This is a genomic window from Bacillus sp. 05T22 (genome assembly GCF_056396765.1).
The window spans coordinates 36,859-57,974 of sequence record NZ_JBFTMC010000015.1 but is presented as its reverse complement, the minus strand read 5'-3'; the positions used below and the strand labels follow the sequence as shown (position 1 = coordinate 57,974).

The following is a 21,116-nucleotide window of genomic DNA, read 5'->3' as shown; positions in this document are numbered from 1 at the left end:
GACCTTATGTTCCGCACCGTGATATTGAAACACACGCTTAATGAGCGGAGTTAGTGACACAATATATATATAGCTCAGTAAAAGGATGAGCTTAATGATGCTTTCGACAATAATTTGCCCAGTGTGAGATGGGAAAATCGGTCGTGTCAATTCCGCTAAAAGTGCGGGAACTGCTGTGAAAATGACTTTGCCGAATATGAACGATAAGACTCCGACGGCGGCTACTCCTAATATCATCGTTAATTTTGATTGCTCTTCTTTCTTGTGTGCGAGTTGTTCATCGTCTGCAGGATGAACGTCAAATCGTTCCGAAGCAAAGTTTAAATGTTTTGCTCCATTGGCACTTGCGTCAACGATAGCGGCGATACCACGTAGAAATGGAACTTTCTTTAGCATAGATAATACTTTATTCCGCACGCGTGGTAATCGATAAAATTCGATTGATTTATCTTTACGACGAACCGCTGTAACAGTATATTCTCTACCACCAAACATAACTCCTTCTATGACCGCTTGCCCACCGTATATTTGTTTTGTCTCCTCTGCCATGTTAACACCAACCTGTATTTGTTTCTCTCTTATGTAGAAAAGAGGCAATTGTCACACTTGGTTCTGTCATTGTGAGATTTGACAATCACCGAGTTTCCTTTATTTTATCGACAAACACAAGCTGCTGACAAGGAAAAATGTTACGGAAGCCAGACATTTCTTATTCTTTTTATAGACAAATTTCGCATGATTTAAACATGCTTCAAAATAGTTTCGGACATACTAGTAAGCGGAGGTGTCGATGTGAAGCAAGAACAATCAATAACAAAAAACATTGTACAGATTGGTTTATTTGGTGGTGTTTTTTGGGGATGCATATGGTATTTTCTTCATATTTTTTCATTTACAGAAGCCGGACCAAACTATTTGCTTTTACCATTTGCGTTTGGATCGTGGAAAGAAGGAGTTTGGGGAAATGTATTGGGTATTGTTTGTATAGGGCTTCTTTCTATTTTAGTGGCATTTCTCTATAGGGCTCTTTTCAAAAGATTTGAAGGGGTACTACCGGGAATACTCTATGGACTGTTTTGGTGGGGCATTTTATTTTTCGGACTGGGTTCTATTGCACCTGTTATCAAAAATGCACTTCATTTACCGAAAGAAACAATTGTCACAACAATATGTATTTTTATTTTATACGGTGTGTTTATCACATATTCTGTTTCATTTGAAGCGAACAATGCGAATCAAGGGGAAGGGCTGGAGTAGACAAACTATTCAAATAAGTGACTCCTGTGTTAGAATGTTGTATAGACATTTTTTATATTAAGGAGTTTAAAGTATATGAAAAAAGTACTCCTCGTTAACGGTCCTAACTTAAATCGTCTCGGTGTTCGAGAGGTAAATGTATACGGAAAAGGAACGTTAGCGACGCTTGAAACAGATATGAAACAAGAAGCAGAGAAAATGGGAGTGGAGTTAGAATGTTTTCAATCGAATCATGAAGGAGCAATTATTGATATTATTCATGAGGCGGATGACATATATGAAGGAATCATTCTAAATCCGGGTGCATTTACGCATTATAGCTACGCGATTCGAGATGCTATCGCAAGTGTTTCGATTCCAGTTATTGAAGTACATATTTCTAACATCCATCAACGTGAGTCGTTTCGTCATGAATCTGTGACAGCGGCTGTTTGTGCGGGACAAATTGTTGGATTTGGTTTTTATGGCTATAAGCTAGCGCTATTTGCATTAATGGAGAAATTGAGGGAGGTATAAAGTAATGGAAAAGATCGAGAGATTAAGAAGTGCGTTTGATGAGGCTGGTATTGACGGTATCGTATTAACGAATGAACATAGCCGTAGATATATGGCGAATTTCACAGGAACAGCTGGTGTTGTATTAATTTCAAAAGAGCGTGCTCTATTTATTACAGATTTCCGTTATGTAGAGCAAGCTAGTAAGCAAGCGGTTGGATATGAAATAGTACAGCATTCAGGATTAATTCTTGATGAGGTTGCGAAACAAGTTAAAGAACTTGGAATTCAAAAGCTAGGCTTTGAGCAAGATACTCTTACATATAGCTCTTACGTAACGCATAATGAAGCGATCGAAGCTGAATTCATCCCAACTTCTGGGCTTGTAGAAAAGTTACGCTTGATAAAGACTGATTCAGAGATTAAGATATTAAAGGAAGCTGCACAGATTGCAGATGCTGCCTTTGAGCATATTCTATCATTCATTCGCCCAGGCGTATCTGAAATTGAAGTGTCAAATGAACTTGAATTTTTCATGAGAAAACAAGGAGCAACATCTTCTTCGTTTGATATTATCGTTGCTTCAGGTCTTCGTTCGGCATTACCACACGGCGTGGCATCTGAAAAAGTGATAGAAAAAGGAGATTTCGTTACATTAGACTTCGGCGCTTATTACAAAGGATATTGCTCTGATATTACTCGTACGATTGCAGTCGGTGAACCATCTGATAAATTAAAAGAAATTTATACTATCGTTTTAGAAGCACAACTACGTGGTGTGAACGGTATTAAAGCTGGTTTAACAGGTCGCGAGGCTGATGCATTAACGCGTGATTACATAACGGAAAAAGGATATGGTGAATACTTCGGACACTCTACTGGTCATGGAATCGGTCTTGAAATCCATGAAGCACCAGGTTTAGCGTTCCGTTCTGATACAGTACTTGAACCAGGTATGGCTGTAACAGTAGAACCAGGTAYTTATATTCCAGGTGTTGGCGGGGTACGTATTGAAGATGATATCATTGTAACGAGTGAAGGTAATGAAGTAATTACGAAATCACCAAAAGAACTTATTATTTTGTAATACACAGGAGGATTTTTTTACATGATTTCAGTAAACGATTTTCGTACAGGTTTAACAATTTCAGTGGACAATGCCCTTTGGCAAGTACTTGATTTCCAACACGTAAAGCCAGGTAAAGGTGCTGCGTTCGTTCGCTCTAAACTACGTAACCTTCGCACAGGATCTGTTCAAGAGAAAACATTCCGTGCAGGTGAAAAAGTAGAAAAAGCACATATCGAAAACCGTCGTATGCAATACTTATACGCGAGCGGTGAGTCTCACGTATTTATGGATAACGGAACTTATGAGCAAATCGAACTTGGCGAAAACCAAATCGAGCGCGAACTTAAATTCCTAAAAGAAAACATGGAAGTAGCAATTATGACATACCAAGGCGAAGTACTTGGTGTTGAACTTCCAAACACAGTTGAGTTAAAAGTTGTAGAAACAGAGCCTGGTATTAAAGGTGACACAGCTTCTAACGTAACAAAACCAGCTACATTAGAAACTGGTCTTGTTGTACAAGTACCGATCTTCATTAACGAAGGCGAAATGCTTATCATCAACACTGGTGAAGGTAAATACGTTTCTCGTGCATAGTAGAAAAGCACTCGTGATTACACGAGTGCTTTTTTATAGGAAGTAGGGAAGATAGTAAATTGCGGTTATAACAAAACTAACTGTGACGAGTGAAAGGGTACCTGCAATATATGGAGTGAACACGATTTGAAACGGGCGTATTTCACCAGTTTCAACACCGGTAAAAGTTTTATTCGTTGCATGATCCATATTGTTATTTCTAAAGTTACTCATAATAATTAACCATGTAATTGCAAATATAGCTAAACTGCCAAGGAAAAAGCTCTCCATAAATGACCAACCGACCATTTTTGAAAAAAGATAAATAATAGCTAATTCTACTACAATTGTTAAACTAATTTTCAATACCTTCATATTTTCCCCCCTCATTTTGTGCTTCCAACCAATTTGAAAATTTCTCACGTGATACAACATGCAGTACGCAAGGTGACTTTACTTCTTTCTCCAATGCAGCATGTTCGTCTGGAAATTGTTTTTCCACATGTAATGAAATGTAAGGTAGTTTTTCTTGTGCTTTTAACGAACGAATGTTAGTCGTTTTAGCACCGGCAAATACGTATGTAAGTTGCAAGTCTAAAAAAGCGATTTTAAAGATCTCTTTTTTAGCAGCTTCGTTATATCCTCTTCCCCAATATTGATAGCCGAGCCAACTTCCAATATGTGAGTACTTTTGTTCGTAATTAATGTGTTTAAGTGTAGTGAGGCCAATTATTTCATTTTCTTCATTTACAACCACTCTTGATACGGAGTGTTTTTTTCGTTCCTCTCCAATTGCAAAAAGAATGAATGTTTTTGTATCTTCCACTGATTCTACTTTTAGCCCTAATGCATTTTTTACATGTGGATTGCTTGATAGTTCAAAAATCACATTTGCATATCGTAAATCGAGTGGTAATAAAGTAACTTGCTTCATCGTCTATGCTCCTTTTCTATTAAATATACCATAAAATAATACGAATATTCAGATTTAAATAAAATCGATAGAGAAAAATTATGTTTTTACTTCTGAAATAGACAACCTCTGCATATGGTTGTACAAATATATTCTTTTTGGAATAAGGGTTTTGTTAGTGAACTGAAAAGTAATTGGTAGGAGAGAAGGTGGGAGAATGAAACAATGGCTGGCGGCAATGGAAACATCCGTGCTTGTCATGGGATTGCTTCGGTTGTTTTCAGGTAGTGCGGAGATATTCGCCGCTTTGCTTATGCTCTATGTGAATGATGCGAAAAAAGCATTGTTCATAAATGGTATGTTGGCATTTGTTGGACCGACTGTATTAATTTTAACGATGTCGATTGGCATTGCGAGCGTTGCAAATGAAATTTCTTTTTTGAAGCTCTTTTTTCTAACTCTCGGAATTGGCTGTATTTTTATTGCAGTGTTGAAATAGTAAGTCAAGTATGGTGGGGAGAAGCAGATGAAAGAAGTATTAGAGGTTTTACCAAAAGCGATGAAACAGTTTATTGAAGGCTGTGAACAATATAGCGCGTTAGAAGAAATTAGGGTTCGGATAGGAAGGCCACTTGAATGTATTGCTCGTGGAGAAGTGTTCTTTTATGACTATGTCGTTACAGCAGAGGATGCAATCTACTTATTAAATAAGCTTAGTCAATATTCTATTTATACGATGGAAGAAGAGTTAAAGCGTGGGTATGTTACTTTGCGCGGTGGTCACAGGATTGGCTTAGCTGGAAAAGTAATTACAGAGAAAAGTGCAGTGAAGATGATTCGAGATGTGTCATCATTTAATATTCGAGTTGCCCGTCAAAAAATTGGGATAGCTGAGCCACTCTTATCTTATTTGTACGACWCACGTTGGTTAAACACAATGGTAATTGGTCCGCCGCAAACAGGAAAAACAACACTTCTCAGGGATGTGGCACGTTGTATGAGTCAAGGAGTTCGTTCTTATAAAATTCCTTCTTGCAAAGTGGGGATTGTTGATGAGCGCTCAGAAATTGCCGGGTGTGTAAAAGGGATTCCGCAATATGAGTTTGGTCCACGTGTTGATGTGCTGGATGCGTGTCCAAAAGCAGAAGGAATGATGATGATGATTCGTTCTATGAGTCCGGATATATTAATAGTGGATGAAATTGGGCGTATGGAAGATAGCGAAGCAATTATGGAGGCAGTCCATGCAGGTGTTCAGCTTTTTATAAGCGCTCACGGATTTTCTTTTGATGATGTAATGAAACGACCATCTTTAAAGGCTGTGATGGAGCTTGGCGTGTTTGATCRCTTTATTGAACTATCAAAAGCGAAGGGACCTGGAACTATTGTTCAAGTCAAGGATGGAGATGGAAAGCCTGTTCAAAGGCGAGGAAAGGTTCAAAGCGTATGGTGAAAATATTTGGTGCGGTGTTAATTGTAGCGGTGAGCACTTTCTTTGGTTTTTCGTATGCCAAAAGATATAGTGAACGCCCGCGTCAACTTAGGCTTTTAAAAGCAGCGCTGCAATCGTTAGAAGCTGAAATCATGTATGGGCATACGCCCTTATCAGAAGCAGCAGAGCGCTTAGTAAAACAAATGCCAAAGCCTTTAAACTGGATATTTCAAAGTTTTTCAAAGCGACTAGAAAGCGGCGAACAAACAGTTAGAGAGGCTTGGCTTGAAAGTTTACAAGAAAATTGGAAACTCACTGCATTTAAACAAACTGAATATGAGATTTTGCAGCAATTTGGTGAAACGTTAGGGCAGCATGACCGTGAATCGCAGCAAAAGCATATTCGCTTATGTATTACGCACCTAGAAAGAGAAGAGGGTGAAGCGAAAGCACTTCAACTTCAATATGAAAAGATGATAAAGAGTTTGGGTGTACTAGCAGGACTACTTATCGTAATTTTACTGCTATAGGGGGGAGAAAGACGATGTCCATCGATGTTGGATTAATATTTCAAATCGCCGGAATCGGCATTGTTTTAGCTTTCATTCATACAGTACTAAAAGAGTTAAAGCGGGAGGATATTGCAAATTGGGTKATYCTTGTCGGTTTTGTCGTTATTTTATTTCATGTTGCATTTTTGATTAATACTTTGTTTGACAAGATTAAAAGTGTCTTTCTCTTCCAGTAAAGGAGGCGGTTCGAATCGAGATTTTACAAATTGTCGGATTGGGCCTCGTCGCGACATTTTTAGCAGCTGTGCTAAATCAACATAAATCTAGTATCACTTCTTTGTTTATTGTGTTCATCGCGAGTGTCATGTTTCTGCTGCTAATCGATCAAATTCATTCTATTTTAAGAATGATTGAGCGAGTTGCAAGTGAGGCGAAAGTAAGCAATGTCTATGTAGAGACACTGCTGAAAATTATTGGAATTGCTTACATTGCTGAGTTTGGGGCACAAATTACAAAAGATGCTGGTCAAGGTGCAATTGCTTCAAAAATTGAATTAGCAGGGAAAATTTTAATTCTTGTTATGGCTATTCCTATTTTAACGGTTGTAATTGAAACAATTCTTGGTTTTTTACCTACGGGATAAGGGGGAGTGAATGTTGCAAAGGTTTGGAGCTAAGCTGCTGTTTGCTTGCTTCCTTTTCTTTTCTTTACCAATTGTCGTACAAGCTTCTCCTGTAGAAAAAACCGTCGTAGATCAACAATTGGATAAACTCGGAATCGAAGATGTGAAGCAGTTTTGGGACGGGCTTGTCACAAAATATGGAGGTTATTTACCAGAGAGTCAAAAGGGAAGTTTTATGGAATTTGTAAAGGGCGAAAAGGAATTTTCTATAAAAGAATGGATGATAGGGCTATTAAAATATTTATTTCATGAGCTTGTTGCAAATGGAAAGCTACTTGGAACGCTCATTATGCTCACAATTTTCAGTGCATTATTACAATCATTACAATCTGCCTTTTCGAAGAGTAGCATAAGTAAAATTGCAGATGCCGTTGTATACATGGTGCTAATTATTTTTGCTTTAAATAGTTTTTATGTAGTAATGACGTATGCAAGAGAAACGATTCAAACGATGGTAGATTTCATATTAGCTTTACTTCCTATTCTCCTAGCACTCATAGCGACCGGAGGCGGGGTTGTATCAGTATCCTTCTTCCATCCGATTATCATTTTTTTAATGAATACAAGTGGGCTGCTTATGAACTATATTGTTCTTCCGCTCTTATTACTTGCGACCATCTTAAGCATTGTAAGTACAATGAGTGATCAATATAAAGTTACGAAATTGTCCAAGCTCCTGCAAAATGTAAGTGTTGGGATTATTGGTATCTTTCTAACAGTATTTCTAGGCGTATTATCTGTGCAAGGGACAGCGACAGCAGTTGCTGATGGTATAGCTGTTAAAACAGCGAAGTTTGTAACGGGGAATTTTATTCCTGTGGTAGGGCGGATGTTTACAGAAGCGGCGGATACTGTTATTAGCGCCTCTGGGTTATTAAAGAATACGGTCGGAATTATCGGGCTTGTTATCTTATGTTTAATCGTTGCTTTTCCAGCGATTCAAATCTTTTGTATCGCGTTTATTTATAAATTCGCAGCGGCAGTACTACAGCCAGTTGGCGGAGGAGCTATTATTAAATGTTTAGATATTATAGGAAGAAGTATCATTTATGTATTTGCCTGCTTAGCTATCGTATCCTTTATGTTCTTTTTAAGCATTACTATTATTATTGCCGCGGGGAACATTACCCTCATGATGCGATAGGAGGTGACGAGTATGCAATTTGTTACAGAGTGGATTAGAAATATTATCGTCTTTTTGCTCTTAGCGACGATGCTGCATCTTATCCTTCCTAATTCAAATTTACAAAAGTATGTCAAATTTGTTGTGAGCTTATTGTTAGTCGTTTTAATCTTGACACCGCTATTTAAGTTATTACAAACGGATGTAAATGAAGTGATTGCGAATTTTAATCAAGAAAAATACGTAGCGGACGGATCGATAAAAAATTCAATTGATACAAAGAAAAAAGAAATACAAGCCCTAACACGTGCATATAGTTTAGAAGAGATGGCTGTCAAAATGAAAAAAGAAGTTGGAAAAGAATTTGAGAAAAAGTATGGCGTGACAGTGTCTGAAATAAAAATAATTGCAGCAGAAACTAAGGGAGAAGTAAAAGCGGCAAAAGATATTCAATCTGTTATTGTGACGCTAAAAGAAGCTGAAGTGAAGAAAAACGATGCAATTGAAACAGTAAAGCCAGTTGAAATTAATACGAGAGCGCCTCGGAAAACTTCGAAAGAAACAAATGTGGAAATGAAACAGTTCTTTTCAAGCAGGTGGCAGCTAGAGGATAAACAAATCCAAGTTCAAATGGAGGGGGGACAGGTAGAGTAAATGGACAATAAAGATAAAAACTCGAAATTCTCATTTTTTCGCAACTTATTGAAAGGGGACGAAAAAGATGATAAGGAGAAAGGGAAAAAAGTAACACCTAAGTTTTTGCTTGTCCTACTCATACTTGGAATGTTGCTTATGTTTTTTAGTAATTTCTTTCAACCGAAAAAAGAAGAAGTGCCTGTGTTTAAAGAAAAGACAAGTCAAGATTCAGAAAAAGAAGTGCCGACTTTTGGACAAAAAAAGAGCGAGAACATGTCAGCTGTAGAAAAATACGAAAAAGCATATGAACAAGAATTGAAAGCGGCATTAGAAGATATAACAGGGGTTAAAGATGTGTCTATTGAAGTGAATTTGGACTCATCAGAAGAAAAAATACTTGAAAAAAATATTGTGAAACGATCGCAAACAACAGGTGAAACAGATAAAACTGGAGGGAAAAGACAAGTTGAAGATGAATCAACTGATGAAAAAACGGTGATTATACGCGAAGGTGATAAAGAAACCCCGATTGTATTGCGAACAGAGAAACCAAAAGTGAGAGGTGTCCTTGTCGTAGCAAAAGGGGTGGATAATATACAAGTAAAAGCAATGGTAAAGGAAGCGGTGACACGTATGCTTGATGTACCATCACACCGCGTAGCAGTACTACCAAAAAAGGGTTAGGGAGGAAATGAAGTGTTGAAAAAACAAACAGTTTGGTTACTAACAATGCTAAGTTTAGTTGTTGTGTTATCTGTTTATTATGTAACAACGCCTGACAAAATGAATACTGCAACACCAACAGCGGGTGAAAAGGTTGGACAAGAAAAGCAAGGTGTTGAAAAAGAAGTGACAAAAGAAACGACAAAAGAAACATCTAATAAAGAAGCTACTCCAAAAGAAACAACGAAAGAAACATCGGGCAAAGAAACAGAGAAAAAAGATGATAGTAAAAAAGAGACAAGCAAAAAAGAAGGCAATGTAACAGTTCAATCAAGTGATGAAAACTTTACAGCACTTCGTTTGAAAATGGAAGATCAACGCAGTGCAGAGAAAGAAAAATTACAAGATGTTATGAAATCAACGAAATCTTCCGCTGAAGAAATAAGTAAAGCGAAAGATGAATTAAACGCAATCGATCAGATGGAAACAAAGGAAGGGTTGCTTGAAACAGTTATTAAATCACAAGGTGGCTATAAAGATGCGCTTGTAAGGGCTGATGGAACTGATATTAAAGTAACAGTAAAAGCTACGAAGCATTCTCAAAAAGAAGCAAATAAAATTATCCAACTTGTTCGTGCTGAGGCAGGATCCAAGGATGTAGGCGTCAAGTTTGATCCAGTAAAATAAAATTTAAATATGTATTACGAGCTATGATAAGCTGGAGGATTACTACTCGCGAACAGCCGGATAGAAAAAGCTATCGTTTTCGATAGCTTTTTTCTATTTCATCTTTTTGTGCTATTTCAATGTTTTCTCCTCGGAAAGGAGAAATGCGCTGAGAGTAAAAAATTAAAGGTTCGTGGTAATGGTGGTTGCTTTTTCCGTATTTTATATGAGTGAAGACAACGATGAGCCAGATTAATACAGCTGGTAAGAACAAGATGAGCCATATCATGTTTCTGCACCTCACTATTAAGATATTTTACTTTACTTTGAACATACTATTCGTATGTGAAGGAAGGATGAACGGCTTGTAAATAAAAAAATAATATTTTGTAAAATATGTTGTTGTACATAGTTAAAATGAGATGAGAATAATAAGTCAGGAGCTCTATATTTTAAATGGAAAAAGAGAAAAAACATGTTTTTTATGAAGTGGTCTTGCCAATTTTGAGTGAAACTTGGTATTATTACTAGGTAATAAATTATTTAGTGGAATAATATTTTTTACAGGAGTTTCGATTTATCGTAAAGAAATATAAATTGGAATGTTGAAAATATTTATCGTAAGATGAGAGTAGCAAAAGTTTCTATTAGTAAATGTTATAGGAATGATTTCTCTAGTAGAATGAATCGTATCTTTACAGACAACATAGTTTGCTTTTATATGTTCAGTATCTGTAAGAACGGGACAAACAAGTGTATGGGAGTGGATTTTATATGTTTAAAATTCAAGAAGTTCGTGAATTAATTAAGTTAATTGATAGCTCTAACATTGATGAATTTGAATACAAAAAAGATGGTACGACAATTAAAATGAAAAAGCGTGGGAATGAAGTTGTGTCTGTACAGACAACACCAGTAGTGAAACAAGCATTACAAACGCAAGCGGTAGAAATGGAAACAGCCGTAGCAGCGGCGCAGGTAGAAGCACCGAAGCAGGAAGAGAAGAAAGCTGTTCAAGATGAGAATTTACATACAATCACATCACCGATGGTTGGAACATTCTATGCCTCTTCTTCACCAGATACGCCTGCATATGTAAGTGTTGGGGATCGCGTTTCAGAAGGTACAGTCGTTTGCATCGTTGAAGCGATGAAGCTTTTTAATGAAATTGAAGCAGAAGTAAATGGAGAAATTGTTGAAATTCTTGTGAACAACGGACAACTTGTTGAGTATGGACAACCGCTATTTCTTGTAAAAGCGTAATAAGGGAGTCTTTGTGATGATAAAAAAAGTATTGATAGCCAATCGTGGGGAAATTGCTGTGCGAATTATTCGTGCTTGCAAAGAGATGAATATTGAAACAGTAGCTATTTATTCAGAAGCGGATAAAGAATCACTTCATGTGAAAATCGCAGATGAAGCGTATTGCGTTGGGCCAACAATGTCGAAAGAAAGCTATTTAAATTTGACGAATATTATAAGCGTTGCAAAATTAACGGGTTGTGATGCAATTCACCCTGGTTATGGATTTTTAGCCGAAAATGCTGATTTTGCAGAACTATGTCGTGAATGTAACTTGATTTTTATCGGACCTAGCCCAGAAGCAATTTCAAAAATGGGTACAAAAGACGTTGCGCGTGATACAATGAAAGAAGCAGGGGTTCCAATTGTACCAGGTTCACAAGGGATTATAAAAAACACAGAAGAAGCGATGGAACTTGCAAATCAAATTGGATATCCCGTTATTATTAAAGCAACTGCAGGCGGCGGCGGAAAAGGTATTCGTGTTGCACGTCATGAAGAGGAGCTTATAAAGGGAATTCAAATTACACAGCAAGAAGCTAGTACCGCTTTTGGAAACCCTGGTGTATACTTAGAAAAGTACGTTGAAGATTTCCGCCATGTTGAGATTCAGATAATGGCAGATGCACATGGCAATGCGATTCATTTAGGAGAGCGTGATTGTACAATTCAGCGCCGTTTGCAAAAACTATTAGAAGAAAGTCCTTCTCCTGTTCTTGATGCAAATATTCGTGAGAAAATGGGTGAAGCGGCAGTAAAAGCAGCGGTAGCGGTTGATTATACAGGTGCTGGCACGGTTGAGTTTATTTATGAATATAAAACGAAAAGCTTTTACTTTATGGAAATGAACACGCGAATTCAAGTAGAACATCCAGTTACAGAGATGGTAACAGGGATGGACTTAATTAAAGAGCAAATTCGTGTTGCTTCAGGAGAAAAGTTATCGCTACAGCAAGAAGAAGTACAATTTAAAGGTTGGGCAATCGAATGTCGAATTAATGCGGAAAACCCTGCCAAAAACTTTATGCCATCTCCAGGGAAAGTGGAAATGTACTTACCACCAGGAGGATTTGGTATTCGCGTCGATTCAGCTGTTTATCCTGGTTATTCAATTCCACCTTTTTATGATTCGATGATTGCGAAATTAATTGTTCACGGAAAAACACGTGAAGAAGCAATTGCAAAAATGAAGCGAGCACTTAGTGAATTTGTCATTGAAGGCGTACATACGACAATCCCGTTCCATTTACAATTGCTAGATCATCCTGATTTTATAAAAGGGGAATTTAATACTAAATTTTTGGAAGAGCATGAACTTGTGACGCAGTGATACATTTAAAGGAGGTTTTTTTCATGGCTGAACATATGTTAGATATGGGTCAAGATACAACCCTTGGAAAAGTAGAAATTGCACCAGAAGTAATTGAGGTAATTGCAGGTATCGCAACTGCTGAAGTAGATGGCGTAGCGGCAATGCGCGGCAACTTTGCTACAGATGTTGTTGAGAAGTTAGGAAAGAAAAATCACGGTAAAGGCGTGAAGGTTGAATTAGTAAACGACGATATTATCGTTGACGTTTATGTTGTCATGTATTTTGGTGTAGCAATACCAGTTGTTGCACAAAAAATTCAAGATAATATTCGCCAAGCACTCTTTACAATGACGGGTCTTGAGCCGAAAGAAGTAAATATTCACATCGTTGGCGTAACATTCGAAACGCAAAAAACAGAAATCGAGCCAGTATAAGAATGAGAAGGTGCCTTGTCAAATGGGCACCTTTTTTCTCGTTTTATCTCTTCTTACACAAAACCTTCGAATTATTATACTATTTTAAAAAATGAGAAATATAAAAAGGGAATGATGCGTTTTTTCAAAAAACGTACATTGTGATAGGATATGGAACTTGAAGTTAATCTTTTTATTATTTTTCAGCCTTGTAACTCGTGTATGAAATGATAAATTGTGTTATTATCATTGTATTATAAGGTTGAAAAATCAATGAAAACTGTAAGAGTAAGTAAATTGACGGCTTATAAATTATAACAATATAACAAAACATAAGGAAAGACTTGAAGTATAAAGGAGAGTTACAATGAAACGTAGGACGGCTAGAGAAAGAGCCATGCAAGCATTATATCAAATGGATATTACTGGAGAATTAGAGCCGAAAGTAGCGGTGGAAAATACGCTAGAAGAAGGCGAAGAAACAAATGAGTTTTTAGAATCACTTGTTGTTGGTTTTGTAGAACATAAAGAAGCAATTGATGAAGCAATTCGTCAAAATTTAAAAAAGTGGAAATTAGAACGTATTAGTATTGTGGATCGTAGTATTTTACGTTTAGCTGTGTATGAAATGAAGTACATGGAAGAAGTTCCACATAACGTAACAATTAACGAGGCAATTGAAATTGCCAAAACATTTGGGGATGAGGAATCTCGTCGTTTTATCAACGGCGTTTTATCTAATATAAAAGATACACTGTAATTTCTTTAAGGGGGAATCTTAAATGGTAGCAGTAATCATCAAAGGAAATGAAGTTGCGGAGAAAAAACGAGCACAATTAAAAGAAGAAGTTGTGAAGTTGAAAGAGCAAGGGATTGTACCAGGATTAGCGGTTATTTTAGTTGGAGAAGATCCAGCATCTCGTTCTTATGTAAAAGGAAAAGAAAAAGGCTGTGAACAAGTTGGGATCTATTCAGAGTTAATTGAGTTTCCAGATACAATTACAGAAGAGCGTTTGTTAGCTGAAATCGATCGCTTAAATGAGGATGACCGTATTGATGGAATATTAGTACAATTACCTTTACCGAAACATATTGAAGAGAAAGCTATCATTGAAAGAATTTCACCTAAAAAGGATGTAGATGGATTCCATCCAATCAGCGTTGGCCGTATGATGACGGGGCAAGATACATTTCTTCCATGTACACCACATGGCATTGTGGAGTTAGTAAAAGAAACAAATCTTGATATTTCAGGAAAACACGTTGTTGTAATTGGAAGAAGTAACATTGTTGGAAAACCAGTAGGACAGTTATTTTTAAATGAAAATGCGACTGTAACATACTGTCACTCCAAAACGAAAAATATAAAAGAATTATCAAAGCTAGCTGATATTCTAATTGTCGCTGTTGGAAGAGCGAAGATGGTAACAGCTGACTATATAAAAGAAGGCGCAGTTGTAATTGATGTTGGTGTCAATCGTCTAGAGACAGGGAAATTATGCGGTGATGTTGATTTTGAGAATGTATTAGATATTGCTGGCTATATTACACCGGTACCAAAAGGAGTCGGTCCAATGACAATTACAATGCTCCTTCATAATACAGTAGAATCTGCAAAACGCGCAGGAGTTGTTTGTAAATAATTTGAATCGGCTATGAGGAGAGAAAGATGGAAAAGCAATATTTAACCGTTACAGCATTAACACGCTATATAAAAACAAAAATAGAGTATGACCCGCATTTGCAGTCTGTTTGGTTAAAAGGAGAAATTTCAAACTTTAAATGTCATAGCCGTGGCCATATGTATTTCACATTAAAGGATGAAAATGCAAGAATAGCAGCGGTTATGTTTGCGGGTCATAATCGCAATATAAAATTCAGACCAGAAGATGGGATGAAAGTACTTGTAAAAGGGAAAATCTCTGTCTATGAAGCAAGTGGTTCATACCAAATTTATGTTCATGATATGCAGCCTGATGGAATTGGTAATCTTCACTTAGCTTATGAGCAATTAAAGGTTAGGCTAGAGGAGGAAGGGTTGTTTTCTCAAGTGTATAAACAGCCAATTCCTGCATATGCAACAACAATTGGTGTCATTACATCACCAACGGGAGCGGCGATTCGTGATATTATAACGACGATTAAACGCCGTTATCCAATTGGGAATGTGATTGTATTTCCGGTACTTGTACAAGGGGAGTCTGCGGCTCCCTCAATTGTACAAGCGATTCAAACAGCGAATGAGATGAAGGATATAGATGCTTTAATTGTCGGTCGTGGGGGCGGTTCCATTGAAGAGCTATGGGCCTTTAATGAAGAAATAGTTGCACGGGCGATTTTTGCAAGTGAAATTCCAATCATCTCGGCAGTTGGACATGAAACAGACTTTACAATTGCTGATTTTGTAGCAGATTTACGTGCACCAACCCCAACGGCAGCAGCAGAACTTGCAGCACCAAATATAATTGAATTACAAGAGAAAGTGTTACAACGAACCCTTCGCCTGCAAAGGGCAATGCGAGAGATGTTACATAAAAAGCAAGAACAACTGCAAACACTTCAAAAATCGTATGCGTTTCGTTATCCAAAGCAAGTGTATGAGCAAAAAGAAGAACAGTTAGATCGTACTCTTGAACAGCTTATTTTAGTGAAAGAACGCTATGTAGAGAAAAAGGTAAATCAGTTAAAACAGCTCTCATTTTATTTGGAGAAGCATCATCCCTCTCAAAAGATTGTACAAACAAAAACAAGGGTAGAAACGTTGCAAAAGCAATTGCAACGTGAAATGCAAACATTACTGCAAACGAAAGAGTTTGCGTTTATGAGGGCGGCTCAAAAATTAGAGGCACTAAGTCCACTTAAAGTAATGATGAGAGGATATGGGCTCGTATATAGTGAAAAAAAGCAAGTGTTAAAAAGTGTGAAAGATGTCGACCTTGGTGATGTTGTTTCAGTACAATTACAAGATGGAGTGTTAGATTGTAACGTATCGGGCATAGAGGAGCGTGAATTGAACAATGGAAAATAAATTAAGCTTTRAAGAAGCAATTTCTCAGCTTGAACATCTTGTTTCTAAGCTCGAACAAGGCGATGTTCCTTTAGAAGAGGCGATTTCATATTTTAAAGAAGGTATGGAGTTGTCTAAGCTATGTGATGAGAAATTGAAAGATGTACAAGAACAAATGGCAGTTATCCTTGGAGAAGATGGAGAACTTAAACCATTTACTGCTGTAGGAGATGAAGCATAGTGGCATATGTAGCTTTTGATGCTTTTGTGAAAGAAAGTAAAACTTTCGTCGAGGAGCAACTTGCACGCTATGCAAATCAATTACAATGTCCAAATGTACTTCGCGAAGCGATGACATATTCATTGGAAGCAGGCGGAAAGCGTCTTCGTCCGTTACTTTTATTTGCAACGTTGCAAGCGTTTGAAAAGGAAAGAGAACTGGGCATAGGAGCAGCTTGTGCTCTTGAAATGATTCATACCTATTCGTTAATTCATGATGATTTACCATGTATGGATGACGATGATTTAAGACGGGGAAAACCAACAAACCATAAAGTGTTTGGTGAAGCGATGGCCGTTTTAGCGGGAGATGGCTTGTTAACACATGCTTTCCAAGTAGTGACAGCGTATCATCATCAAGACATTTCTACAGAAACAAAGCTAAGACTTGCGCTTGAACTTGCAAAAGCAGCTGGACCAGAAGGAATGGTTGCTGGACAGGTAGCGGATATGGAAGCGGAAGGCAAGCGTCTTGAGCTTAGTGAATTAGAATATATTCATAAGCATAAAACAGGGCGGTTATTAGAATATGCCGTGCTTGCAGGAGCGGTACTTGCAGGAGCAACACCAGAACAAGAGAAGAAACTACTTGCATTTGCAAAATATATTGGTCTGGCTTTCCAGATTCGAGATGATATTTTAGATGTAGAAGGTACGGAAGAAGAAATTGGAAAACCAATTGGTAGTGATGCTTCCAATGAAAAAAGTACATATACGACGTTATTTACTATAGATGAGGCAAAATGTATCTTAGAAGAAACAATTGTTAAAGCGAAAGATGCGATAGCATCTTTACAATTACAAGATGAGTATTTATTATCTATTTGTGATTTGATCGCAAAGCGTAATAACTAATGTAAGAACGTTTTCATTTGTTGAGTCATTTATTATTTTGTGGTATAAATGTAGAAAAAGGTTTTTCTTTTCTTGTTATTGGCAAAAATATATCTAGATTACGTTGCCGTTATCACTTTGTGTTAGCGGCTCTTTTTTCATCGGATAGAGGAGCTATGATTCATGTAGGCTTCTTACTTGAAAGGGATACTTCGTTTTCTAAGAACGTAGAGAAAGATGACGAATTGTCTGTTCAAGCAGGATAGAAAATAGGAATGATATTGAAGAATTTCTTGTGTTGTGCAAATATTTTTTGTGATATTTGACATATTGACAGATTATGAAACGAAAGTGAGTGATCCATGTGGATCTAACGCAAATTCAAAACCCTAGTTTTTTGAAAGATATGTCTATCAGCGAACTAGAGGCATTGAGTGAGGATATTCGGAAGTTTTTAATTGAAGAGCTCTCTCAAACAGGTGGACATATTGCTCCTAACTTAGGTGTAGTAGAACTCACAATTGCTCTGCATAAATTATTTGATAGTCCAAAAGATAAATTTTTATGGGATGTAGGACATCAATCCTATGTGCATAAGATTTTAACAGGGCGTGCAAAAGAGTTTGGCACATTAAGACAATATAAAGGTCTATGTGGTTTCCCAAAACGTTGCGAGAGTGAGCATGATGTATGGGAAACAGGTCATAGTTCGACTTCATTATCTGCTGCAATGGGAATGGCTTTAGCACGGGATTTAAAGAAAACGAAAGAGTGTATTATACCAATTATTGGGGATGGTGCTTTGACTGGTGGAATGGCTTTAGAAGCATTAAACCATATCGGGCATGAAAAAACAGATATGATTGTTATCTTAAATGATAATGAAATGTCAATTGCTCCGAATGTTGGAGCTCTTCATAACGTTCTTGGTCGCCTGCGTACAGCTGGAAAATATCAATGGGTGAAGGATGAACTAGAGTATTTACTCAAGAAAATTCCAGCAGTTGGCGGGAAAGTTGCAGCAACCGCAGAAAAAGTAAAAGATAGCTTAAAATATTTACTTGTATCAGGTGTCTTCTTTGAAGAGTTAGGGTTTACATATTTAGGTCCTGTTGATGGGCATAGTTATGAAAACTTATTTGAAACGCTTCAATATGCAAAGAAAACAAAAGGCCCGGTACTTGTTCATGTGATTACGAAAAAAGGAAAAGGCTATAAACCAGCAGAGAGCGATGTGATTGGAACTTGGCATGGAACAGGACCATATAAAATCGAATCTGGTGATTTTGTAAAGCCAAAAGAAGTTGCACCGGCGTGGAGTGCGGTTGTAAGTGAGACAGTTCGGAAGCTTGCAAGAACTGATGAGCGTATCGTTGCGATTACACCAGCAATGCCAGTTGGTTCTAAGCTTGAAAAGTTTCATCAAGAATTTCCAGATCGTATGATTGATGTGGGAATTGCTGAGCAACATGCCACAACGATGGCCGCTGGGATGGCAACGCAAGGAATGAAGCCGTTTTTAGCGATTTATTCAACATTCTTACAACGTGCATATGACCAAGTTGTTCATGATATATGCCGTCAAAATTTAAATGTCTTCATTGGAATTGACCGTGCTGGATTGGTCGGAGCAGATGGTGAAACGCATCAAGGTGTATTTGATATCGCGTTTTTACGCCACTTGCCAAATATGGTGCTCATGATGCCAAAAGATGAAAATGAAGGGCAGCATTTAGTATATACGGCAATGCAATATGAAGATGGTCCAATTGCCCTGCGTTATGCGCGCGGAAATGGACTTGGAGTTAAAATGGATGAAGAACTCAAAGCTATTCCAATTGGTACATGGGAAACCTTAAAAGAAGGTACGCAAGCAGCAATCTTGACATTTGGTACAACGATTTCGATGGCGCTGGAAGCGGCGGAGCGTCTCGAAAAAGCTGGAGTTTCAGTGAAAGTCGTGAATGCTCGTTTTATTAAGCCGATGGATGAATCATATTTACATGAACTCCTAGGCAAGAATATGCCGATTTTAACAATTGAAGAAGCTTGTTTAATCGGTGGATTTGGTACAGGTGTAGTAGAATTTGCTACTGAGCATGGGTATCATAGTGCTTTAATCGAACGAATGGGAATTCCAGATCATTTCATTGAACACGGTAGTGTTACAAAGTTGTTAGAAGAAATTGGTTTAACGACAGATGCTGTTGTAGACCGTATTCATACAATGATTCCATCAAAACAAAAAAGGGCGTAACAAATGAGTGTAAAAAAAGAAAGAGTAGATGTACTATTAGTAGAACGAGGACTTATAGAAACGCGTGAAAAGGCAAAACGCGCTGTTATGGCGGGTCTTGTATATGCAAATGAAATGAGACTCGATAAACCAGGGGAAAAAATCCCGCAAGATACACCGATTACGGTAAAAGGACAAGTTATGCCATATGTGAGCCGTGGCGGTTATAAGTTAGAGAAGGCATTAGAGACTTTTCATCTTGATTTACAAGATAAAATTATGTTAGATATTGGCTCATCAACTGGTGGCTTTACAGATTGTGCGCTGCAAAATGGTGCGAAGTTATCTTACGCTTTAGATGTAGGGTACAATCAACTTGCTTGGAAGCTTCGTCAAGATGAGCGCGTTGTTGTTATGGAACGGACGAATTTTCGTTATGTAACACCGGCTGATTTAGAGCGTGGCTTGCCGCAGTTTGCTAGCATTGATGTTTCGTTTATATCGTTAAAATTAATTCTTCCAGTCTTAAAAACGATATTGACTCCAAATGGTGATGTTGCGGCTTTAATTAAACCACAATTTGAAGCTGGAAGAGAGCAGGTCGGGAAGAAGGGCATCGTTCGTGATCGTAAAGTTCATGAAGCTGTCGTAGAAATGATTGTTGATTTCGCAATAAAAGAAGGGTATGATGTTGAAAACTTAACATTTTCTCCAATTACAGGTGGGGACGGAAATATTGAGTTTTTAATTCATTTAAAGTGGCATGGTGAACGTGAGATTGGCGAAAAACATTCTCTGGTTTCTGTAGAGCAAGTTGTAACAGAAGCTCATGAGGTCTTAAAACAAAAAGGGAAAGAGGAATAACGGTTGTTGTTCCTCTTTTTGCTGGAATTGTATAATGATTGTAAAAACAATTATGTACAAGTAAACGATTATAAGTTAACATAAATAAGTGAAGTATACCAATATTTAAACTATGGTAAGAGATAGTGTGAGGTGCAAATGTATGAATAAAGGTCAGCGCCATATTAAAATCAGAGAAATTATCGCGAATAAAGAAATTGAAACGCAAGATGAACTAGTTGATATTTTGCGTAATGAAGGCTTTAATGTAACGCAAGCAACTGTATCACGTGACATTAAAGAGTTGCACTTAGTAAAAGTGCCATTGCATGATGGTCGCTATAAATATAGCTTACCAGCAGATCAACGATTTAACCCGTTGCAAAAATTAAAACGTAATCTAGTCGATTCGTTTATAAAGTTAGACACAGCAGGACATATGCTTGTGTTAAAAACATTACCTGGTAACGCGCACGCGCTCGGAGCACTTATTGATCATTTAGAATGGGATGAGATTATTGGAACCATTTGTGGTGATGATACTTGCTTAATTATTTGCCGTACGCCTGAGGATACAGGTGTTGTATCAGATCGTTTCTTAAATATGTTGTAACAAAAGAATCTTGTTTACTCCTTTGCTAAAAGCAGAAAGTAAACAAGATATTTTTTATTATAGGAAAAATAGATGAATGTGAAGTGAAATATGGTGTTTTTCTAGAATGAAGTTAGGAAATCGATGGATTGACCCGTAAAACAAATGTTTGGTACAATGGAGCGGGCTAGAAGAGTAATTTATACATACAATATATATGATAAACGCAGAGTGAAAAGCGCTTAGCGAAAGCCCTTTTTAGGGGATTAGTTTA

General features: G+C 37.4%; 27 protein-coding genes and 1 pseudogene. 24 read left to right on the top strand and 4 right to left on the bottom strand.

Features of this window, described 5'->3' with window-relative positions; genetic code table 11:
• A partial coding sequence (locus AC1DIT_RS07875; RefSeq protein WP_476998128.1) for a DUF1385 domain-containing protein occupies positions 1–549 on the bottom strand: 549 nt, incomplete at its 3' end.
• Positions 550–792: 243 nt separating this feature from the next.
• Here AC1DIT_RS07875 and AC1DIT_RS07870 point away from each other — a divergent pair.
• The 4 genes from AC1DIT_RS07870 (at position 793) to efp (ending at position 3,418) form a co-directional block, all read left to right on the top strand.
• Complete coding sequence (locus AC1DIT_RS07870) at positions 793–1,257, top strand: YqhR family membrane protein (RefSeq protein ID WP_016116276.1); 465 nt, start codon at positions 793–795, stop codon at positions 1,255–1,257.
• Positions 1,258–1,332: 75 nt separating this feature from the next.
• Positions 1,333–1,773 carry a type II 3-dehydroquinate dehydratase gene (gene aroQ, locus AC1DIT_RS07865; protein WP_016116275.1) on the top strand — a complete coding sequence of 147 codons (441 nt, stop codon included), beginning with the start codon at positions 1,333–1,335 and terminating at the stop codon, positions 1,771–1,773.
• Between the two features lie 4 nt (positions 1,774–1,777).
• The gene (gene pepQ, locus AC1DIT_RS07860) at positions 1,778–2,839 is read left to right on the top strand and encodes a Xaa-Pro dipeptidase (protein WP_476998127.1); all 1,062 of its coding nucleotides are present in this window, start codon (positions 1,778–1,780) and stop codon (positions 2,837–2,839) included.
• Positions 2,840–2,860: 21 nt separating this feature from the next.
• Positions 2,861–3,418, top strand: coding sequence for an elongation factor P (gene efp, locus AC1DIT_RS07855; RefSeq protein WP_016116273.1), 558 nt, complete (start codon positions 2,861–2,863; stop codon positions 3,416–3,418).
• A gap of 33 nt (positions 3,419–3,451) precedes the next feature.
• Here efp and AC1DIT_RS07850 read toward each other — a convergent pair whose 3' ends face one another.
• Together AC1DIT_RS07850 and AC1DIT_RS07845 are read right to left on the bottom strand one after the other, a co-directional pair.
• Positions 3,452–3,772, bottom strand: coding sequence for a hypothetical protein (locus AC1DIT_RS07850; protein ID WP_016116272.1), 321 nt, complete (start codon positions 3,770–3,772; stop codon positions 3,452–3,454).
• Positions 3,753–4,331 (bottom strand): GNAT family N-acetyltransferase, encoded by a 579-nt coding sequence (locus AC1DIT_RS07845; protein ID WP_016116271.1) that lies wholly within the window; start codon positions 4,329–4,331, stop codon positions 3,753–3,755. The genes AC1DIT_RS07850 and AC1DIT_RS07845 overlap by 20 nt, the downstream gene beginning before the upstream one ends.
• A 196-nt stretch (positions 4,332–4,527) precedes the next feature.
• Between AC1DIT_RS07845 and AC1DIT_RS07840 the strand changes: the two genes are divergently transcribed.
• The 9 genes and pseudogenes from AC1DIT_RS07840 to AC1DIT_RS07800 all read left to right on the top strand — a co-directional run bounded on the left by AC1DIT_RS07840 (position 4,528) and on the right by AC1DIT_RS07800 (position 10,045).
• Positions 4,528–4,809, top strand: coding sequence for a YqhV family protein (locus AC1DIT_RS07840; protein WP_003200251.1), 282 nt, complete (start codon positions 4,528–4,530; stop codon positions 4,807–4,809).
• Between the two features lie 27 nt (positions 4,810–4,836).
• The gene (gene spoIIIAA / locus AC1DIT_RS07835) at positions 4,837–5,763 is read left to right on the top strand and encodes a stage III sporulation protein AA (protein ID WP_476998126.1); all 927 of its coding nucleotides are present in this window, start codon (positions 4,837–4,839) and stop codon (positions 5,761–5,763) included.
• The gene (spoIIIAB, locus tag AC1DIT_RS07830) at positions 5,757–6,272 is read left to right on the top strand and encodes a stage III sporulation protein SpoIIIAB (RefSeq protein ID WP_016131997.1); all 516 of its coding nucleotides are present in this window, start codon (positions 5,757–5,759) and stop codon (positions 6,270–6,272) included. The genes spoIIIAA and spoIIIAB overlap by 7 nt, the downstream gene beginning before the upstream one ends.
• A 14-nt stretch (positions 6,273–6,286) precedes the next feature.
• On the top strand, positions 6,287–6,490 hold the full coding sequence (spoIIIAC, locus tag AC1DIT_RS07825; RefSeq protein ID WP_000020914.1) for a stage III sporulation protein AC: 204 nt from the start codon (positions 6,287–6,289) through the stop codon (positions 6,488–6,490).
• A gap of 20 nt (positions 6,491–6,510) precedes the next feature.
• Positions 6,511–6,897, top strand: a complete 387-nt coding sequence (gene spoIIIAD / locus AC1DIT_RS07820; RefSeq protein WP_077293892.1) for a stage III sporulation protein AD — start codon at positions 6,511–6,513, stop codon at positions 6,895–6,897.
• Between the two features lie 10 nt (positions 6,898–6,907).
• Positions 6,908–8,080: a stage III sporulation protein AE gene (spoIIIAE, locus tag AC1DIT_RS07815; RefSeq protein WP_016131996.1), complete on the top strand. Its 1,173-nt coding sequence runs from the start codon at positions 6,908–6,910 to the stop codon at positions 8,078–8,080.
• 12 nt (positions 8,081–8,092) lie between these two features.
• Positions 8,093–8,724, top strand: a pseudogene (gene spoIIIAF, locus AC1DIT_RS07810) (stage III sporulation protein AF).
• Positions 8,714–9,379 carry a stage III sporulation protein AG gene (spoIIIAG, locus tag AC1DIT_RS07805; protein ID WP_016116265.1) on the top strand — a complete coding sequence of 222 codons (666 nt, stop codon included), beginning with the start codon at positions 8,714–8,716 and terminating at the stop codon, positions 9,377–9,379. Before spoIIIAF ends, spoIIIAG begins: the two are co-directional and overlap by 11 nt.
• A 12-nt stretch (positions 9,380–9,391) precedes the next feature.
• Positions 9,392–10,045: a SpoIIIAH-like family protein gene (locus AC1DIT_RS07800; protein ID WP_016116264.1), complete on the top strand. Its 654-nt coding sequence runs from the start codon at positions 9,392–9,394 to the stop codon at positions 10,043–10,045.
• A gap of 70 nt (positions 10,046–10,115) precedes the next feature.
• Here the strand turns inward: AC1DIT_RS07800 and AC1DIT_RS07795 are convergent, their stop codons facing one another.
• Positions 10,116–10,313: a hypothetical protein gene (locus AC1DIT_RS07795; RefSeq protein ID WP_016116263.1), complete on the bottom strand. Its 198-nt coding sequence runs from the start codon at positions 10,311–10,313 to the stop codon at positions 10,116–10,118.
• 485 nt (positions 10,314–10,798) lie between these two features.
• Here AC1DIT_RS07795 and accB point away from each other — a divergent pair, with 485 nt between their 5' ends.
• The 11 genes from accB to argR all read left to right on the top strand — a co-directional run bounded on the left by accB (position 10,799) and on the right by argR (position 20,863).
• On the top strand, positions 10,799–11,287 hold the full coding sequence (gene accB / locus AC1DIT_RS07790; protein WP_016116262.1) for an acetyl-CoA carboxylase biotin carboxyl carrier protein: 489 nt from the start codon (positions 10,799–10,801) through the stop codon (positions 11,285–11,287).
• Positions 11,288–11,303: 16 nt separating this feature from the next.
• A complete protein-coding gene (gene accC / locus AC1DIT_RS07785; protein ID WP_016116261.1) occupies positions 11,304–12,656 on the top strand; it encodes an acetyl-CoA carboxylase biotin carboxylase subunit in 1,353 nt (450 codons plus the stop codon).
• Between the two features lie 23 nt (positions 12,657–12,679).
• Positions 12,680–13,072: an Asp23/Gls24 family envelope stress response protein gene (locus AC1DIT_RS07780; RefSeq protein ID WP_003208459.1), complete on the top strand. Its 393-nt coding sequence runs from the start codon at positions 12,680–12,682 to the stop codon at positions 13,070–13,072.
• Between the two features lie 346 nt (positions 13,073–13,418).
• Positions 13,419–13,811, top strand: a complete 393-nt coding sequence (gene nusB / locus AC1DIT_RS07775) for a N utilization substance protein NusB (protein ID WP_016116260.1) — start codon at positions 13,419–13,421, stop codon at positions 13,809–13,811.
• Positions 13,812–13,833: 22 nt separating this feature from the next.
• On the top strand, positions 13,834–14,694 hold the full coding sequence (gene folD, locus AC1DIT_RS07770) for a bifunctional methylenetetrahydrofolate dehydrogenase/methenyltetrahydrofolate cyclohydrolase FolD (protein WP_016116259.1): 861 nt from the start codon (positions 13,834–13,836) through the stop codon (positions 14,692–14,694).
• 26 nt (positions 14,695–14,720) lie between these two features.
• A complete protein-coding gene (gene xseA / locus AC1DIT_RS07765) occupies positions 14,721–16,079 on the top strand; it encodes an exodeoxyribonuclease VII large subunit (RefSeq protein ID WP_016116258.1) in 1,359 nt (452 codons plus the stop codon).
• The gene (gene xseB / locus AC1DIT_RS07760; RefSeq protein WP_476998125.1) at positions 16,069–16,299 is read left to right on the top strand and encodes an exodeoxyribonuclease VII small subunit; all 231 of its coding nucleotides are present in this window, start codon (positions 16,069–16,071) and stop codon (positions 16,297–16,299) included. The genes xseA and xseB overlap by 11 nt, the downstream gene beginning before the upstream one ends.
• A complete protein-coding gene (locus AC1DIT_RS07755) occupies positions 16,299–17,192 on the top strand; it encodes a polyprenyl synthetase family protein (protein WP_003200224.1) in 894 nt (297 codons plus the stop codon). Before xseB ends, AC1DIT_RS07755 begins: the two co-directional genes overlap by 1 nt.
• 343 nt (positions 17,193–17,535) lie before the next feature.
• Positions 17,536–19,428 (top strand): 1-deoxy-D-xylulose-5-phosphate synthase, encoded by a 1,893-nt coding sequence (gene dxs, locus AC1DIT_RS07750; RefSeq protein ID WP_016133250.1) that lies wholly within the window; start codon positions 17,536–17,538, stop codon positions 19,426–19,428.
• 3 nt (positions 19,429–19,431) lie between these two features.
• Positions 19,432–20,271: a TlyA family RNA methyltransferase gene (locus AC1DIT_RS07745; protein ID WP_016116256.1), complete on the top strand. Its 840-nt coding sequence runs from the start codon at positions 19,432–19,434 to the stop codon at positions 20,269–20,271.
• Between the two features lie 142 nt (positions 20,272–20,413).
• Complete coding sequence (gene argR, locus AC1DIT_RS07740) at positions 20,414–20,863, top strand: arginine repressor ArgR (RefSeq protein WP_016116255.1); 450 nt, start codon at positions 20,414–20,416, stop codon at positions 20,861–20,863.
• Positions 20,864–21,116 lie beyond the last annotated feature (253 nt).

What these genes read in the sequence shown, in the direction of transcription:
- argR (WP_016116255.1), top strand. Translation starts at nt 20,414, where the DNA reads ATGAATAAAGGTCAGCGCCATATTAAAATCAGAGAAATTATCGCGAAT.
- spoIIIAG (WP_016116265.1), top strand. Translation starts at nt 8,714, where the DNA reads ATGGACAATAAAGATAAAAACTCGAAATTCTCATTTTTTCGCAACTTA.
- spoIIIAB (WP_016131997.1), top strand. Translation starts at nt 5,757, where the DNA reads ATGGTGAAAATATTTGGTGCGGTGTTAATTGTAGCGGTGAGCACTTTC.
- xseA (WP_016116258.1), top strand. Translation starts at nt 14,721, where the DNA reads ATGGAAAAGCAATATTTAACCGTTACAGCATTAACACGCTATATAAAA.
- spoIIIAE (WP_016131996.1), top strand. Translation starts at nt 6,908, where the DNA reads ATGTTGCAAAGGTTTGGAGCTAAGCTGCTGTTTGCTTGCTTCCTTTTC.
- accB (WP_016116262.1), top strand. Translation starts at nt 10,799, where the DNA reads ATGTTTAAAATTCAAGAAGTTCGTGAATTAATTAAGTTAATTGATAGC.
- AC1DIT_RS07780 (WP_003208459.1), top strand. Translation starts at nt 12,680, where the DNA reads ATGGCTGAACATATGTTAGATATGGGTCAAGATACAACCCTTGGAAAA.
- AC1DIT_RS07845 (WP_016116271.1), bottom strand. Translation starts at nt 4,331, where the DNA reads ATGAAGCAAGTTACTTTATTACCACTCGATTTACGATATGCAAATGTG.
- accC (WP_016116261.1), top strand. Translation starts at nt 11,304, where the DNA reads ATGATAAAAAAAGTATTGATAGCCAATCGTGGGGAAATTGCTGTGCGA.
- AC1DIT_RS07850 (WP_016116272.1), bottom strand. Translation starts at nt 3,772, where the DNA reads ATGAAGGTATTGAAAATTAGTTTAACAATTGTAGTAGAATTAGCTATT.
- folD (WP_016116259.1), top strand. Translation starts at nt 13,834, where the DNA reads ATGGTAGCAGTAATCATCAAAGGAAATGAAGTTGCGGAGAAAAAACGA.
- efp (WP_016116273.1), top strand. Translation starts at nt 2,861, where the DNA reads ATGATTTCAGTAAACGATTTTCGTACAGGTTTAACAATTTCAGTGGAC.
- AC1DIT_RS07840 (WP_003200251.1), top strand. Translation starts at nt 4,528, where the DNA reads ATGAAACAATGGCTGGCGGCAATGGAAACATCCGTGCTTGTCATGGGA.
- aroQ (WP_016116275.1), top strand. Translation starts at nt 1,333, where the DNA reads ATGAAAAAAGTACTCCTCGTTAACGGTCCTAACTTAAATCGTCTCGGT.
- AC1DIT_RS07795 (WP_016116263.1), bottom strand. Translation starts at nt 10,313, where the DNA reads ATGATATGGCTCATCTTGTTCTTACCAGCTGTATTAATCTGGCTCATC.
- nusB (WP_016116260.1), top strand. Translation starts at nt 13,419, where the DNA reads ATGAAACGTAGGACGGCTAGAGAAAGAGCCATGCAAGCATTATATCAA.
- AC1DIT_RS07745 (WP_016116256.1), top strand. Translation starts at nt 19,432, where the DNA reads ATGAGTGTAAAAAAAGAAAGAGTAGATGTACTATTAGTAGAACGAGGA.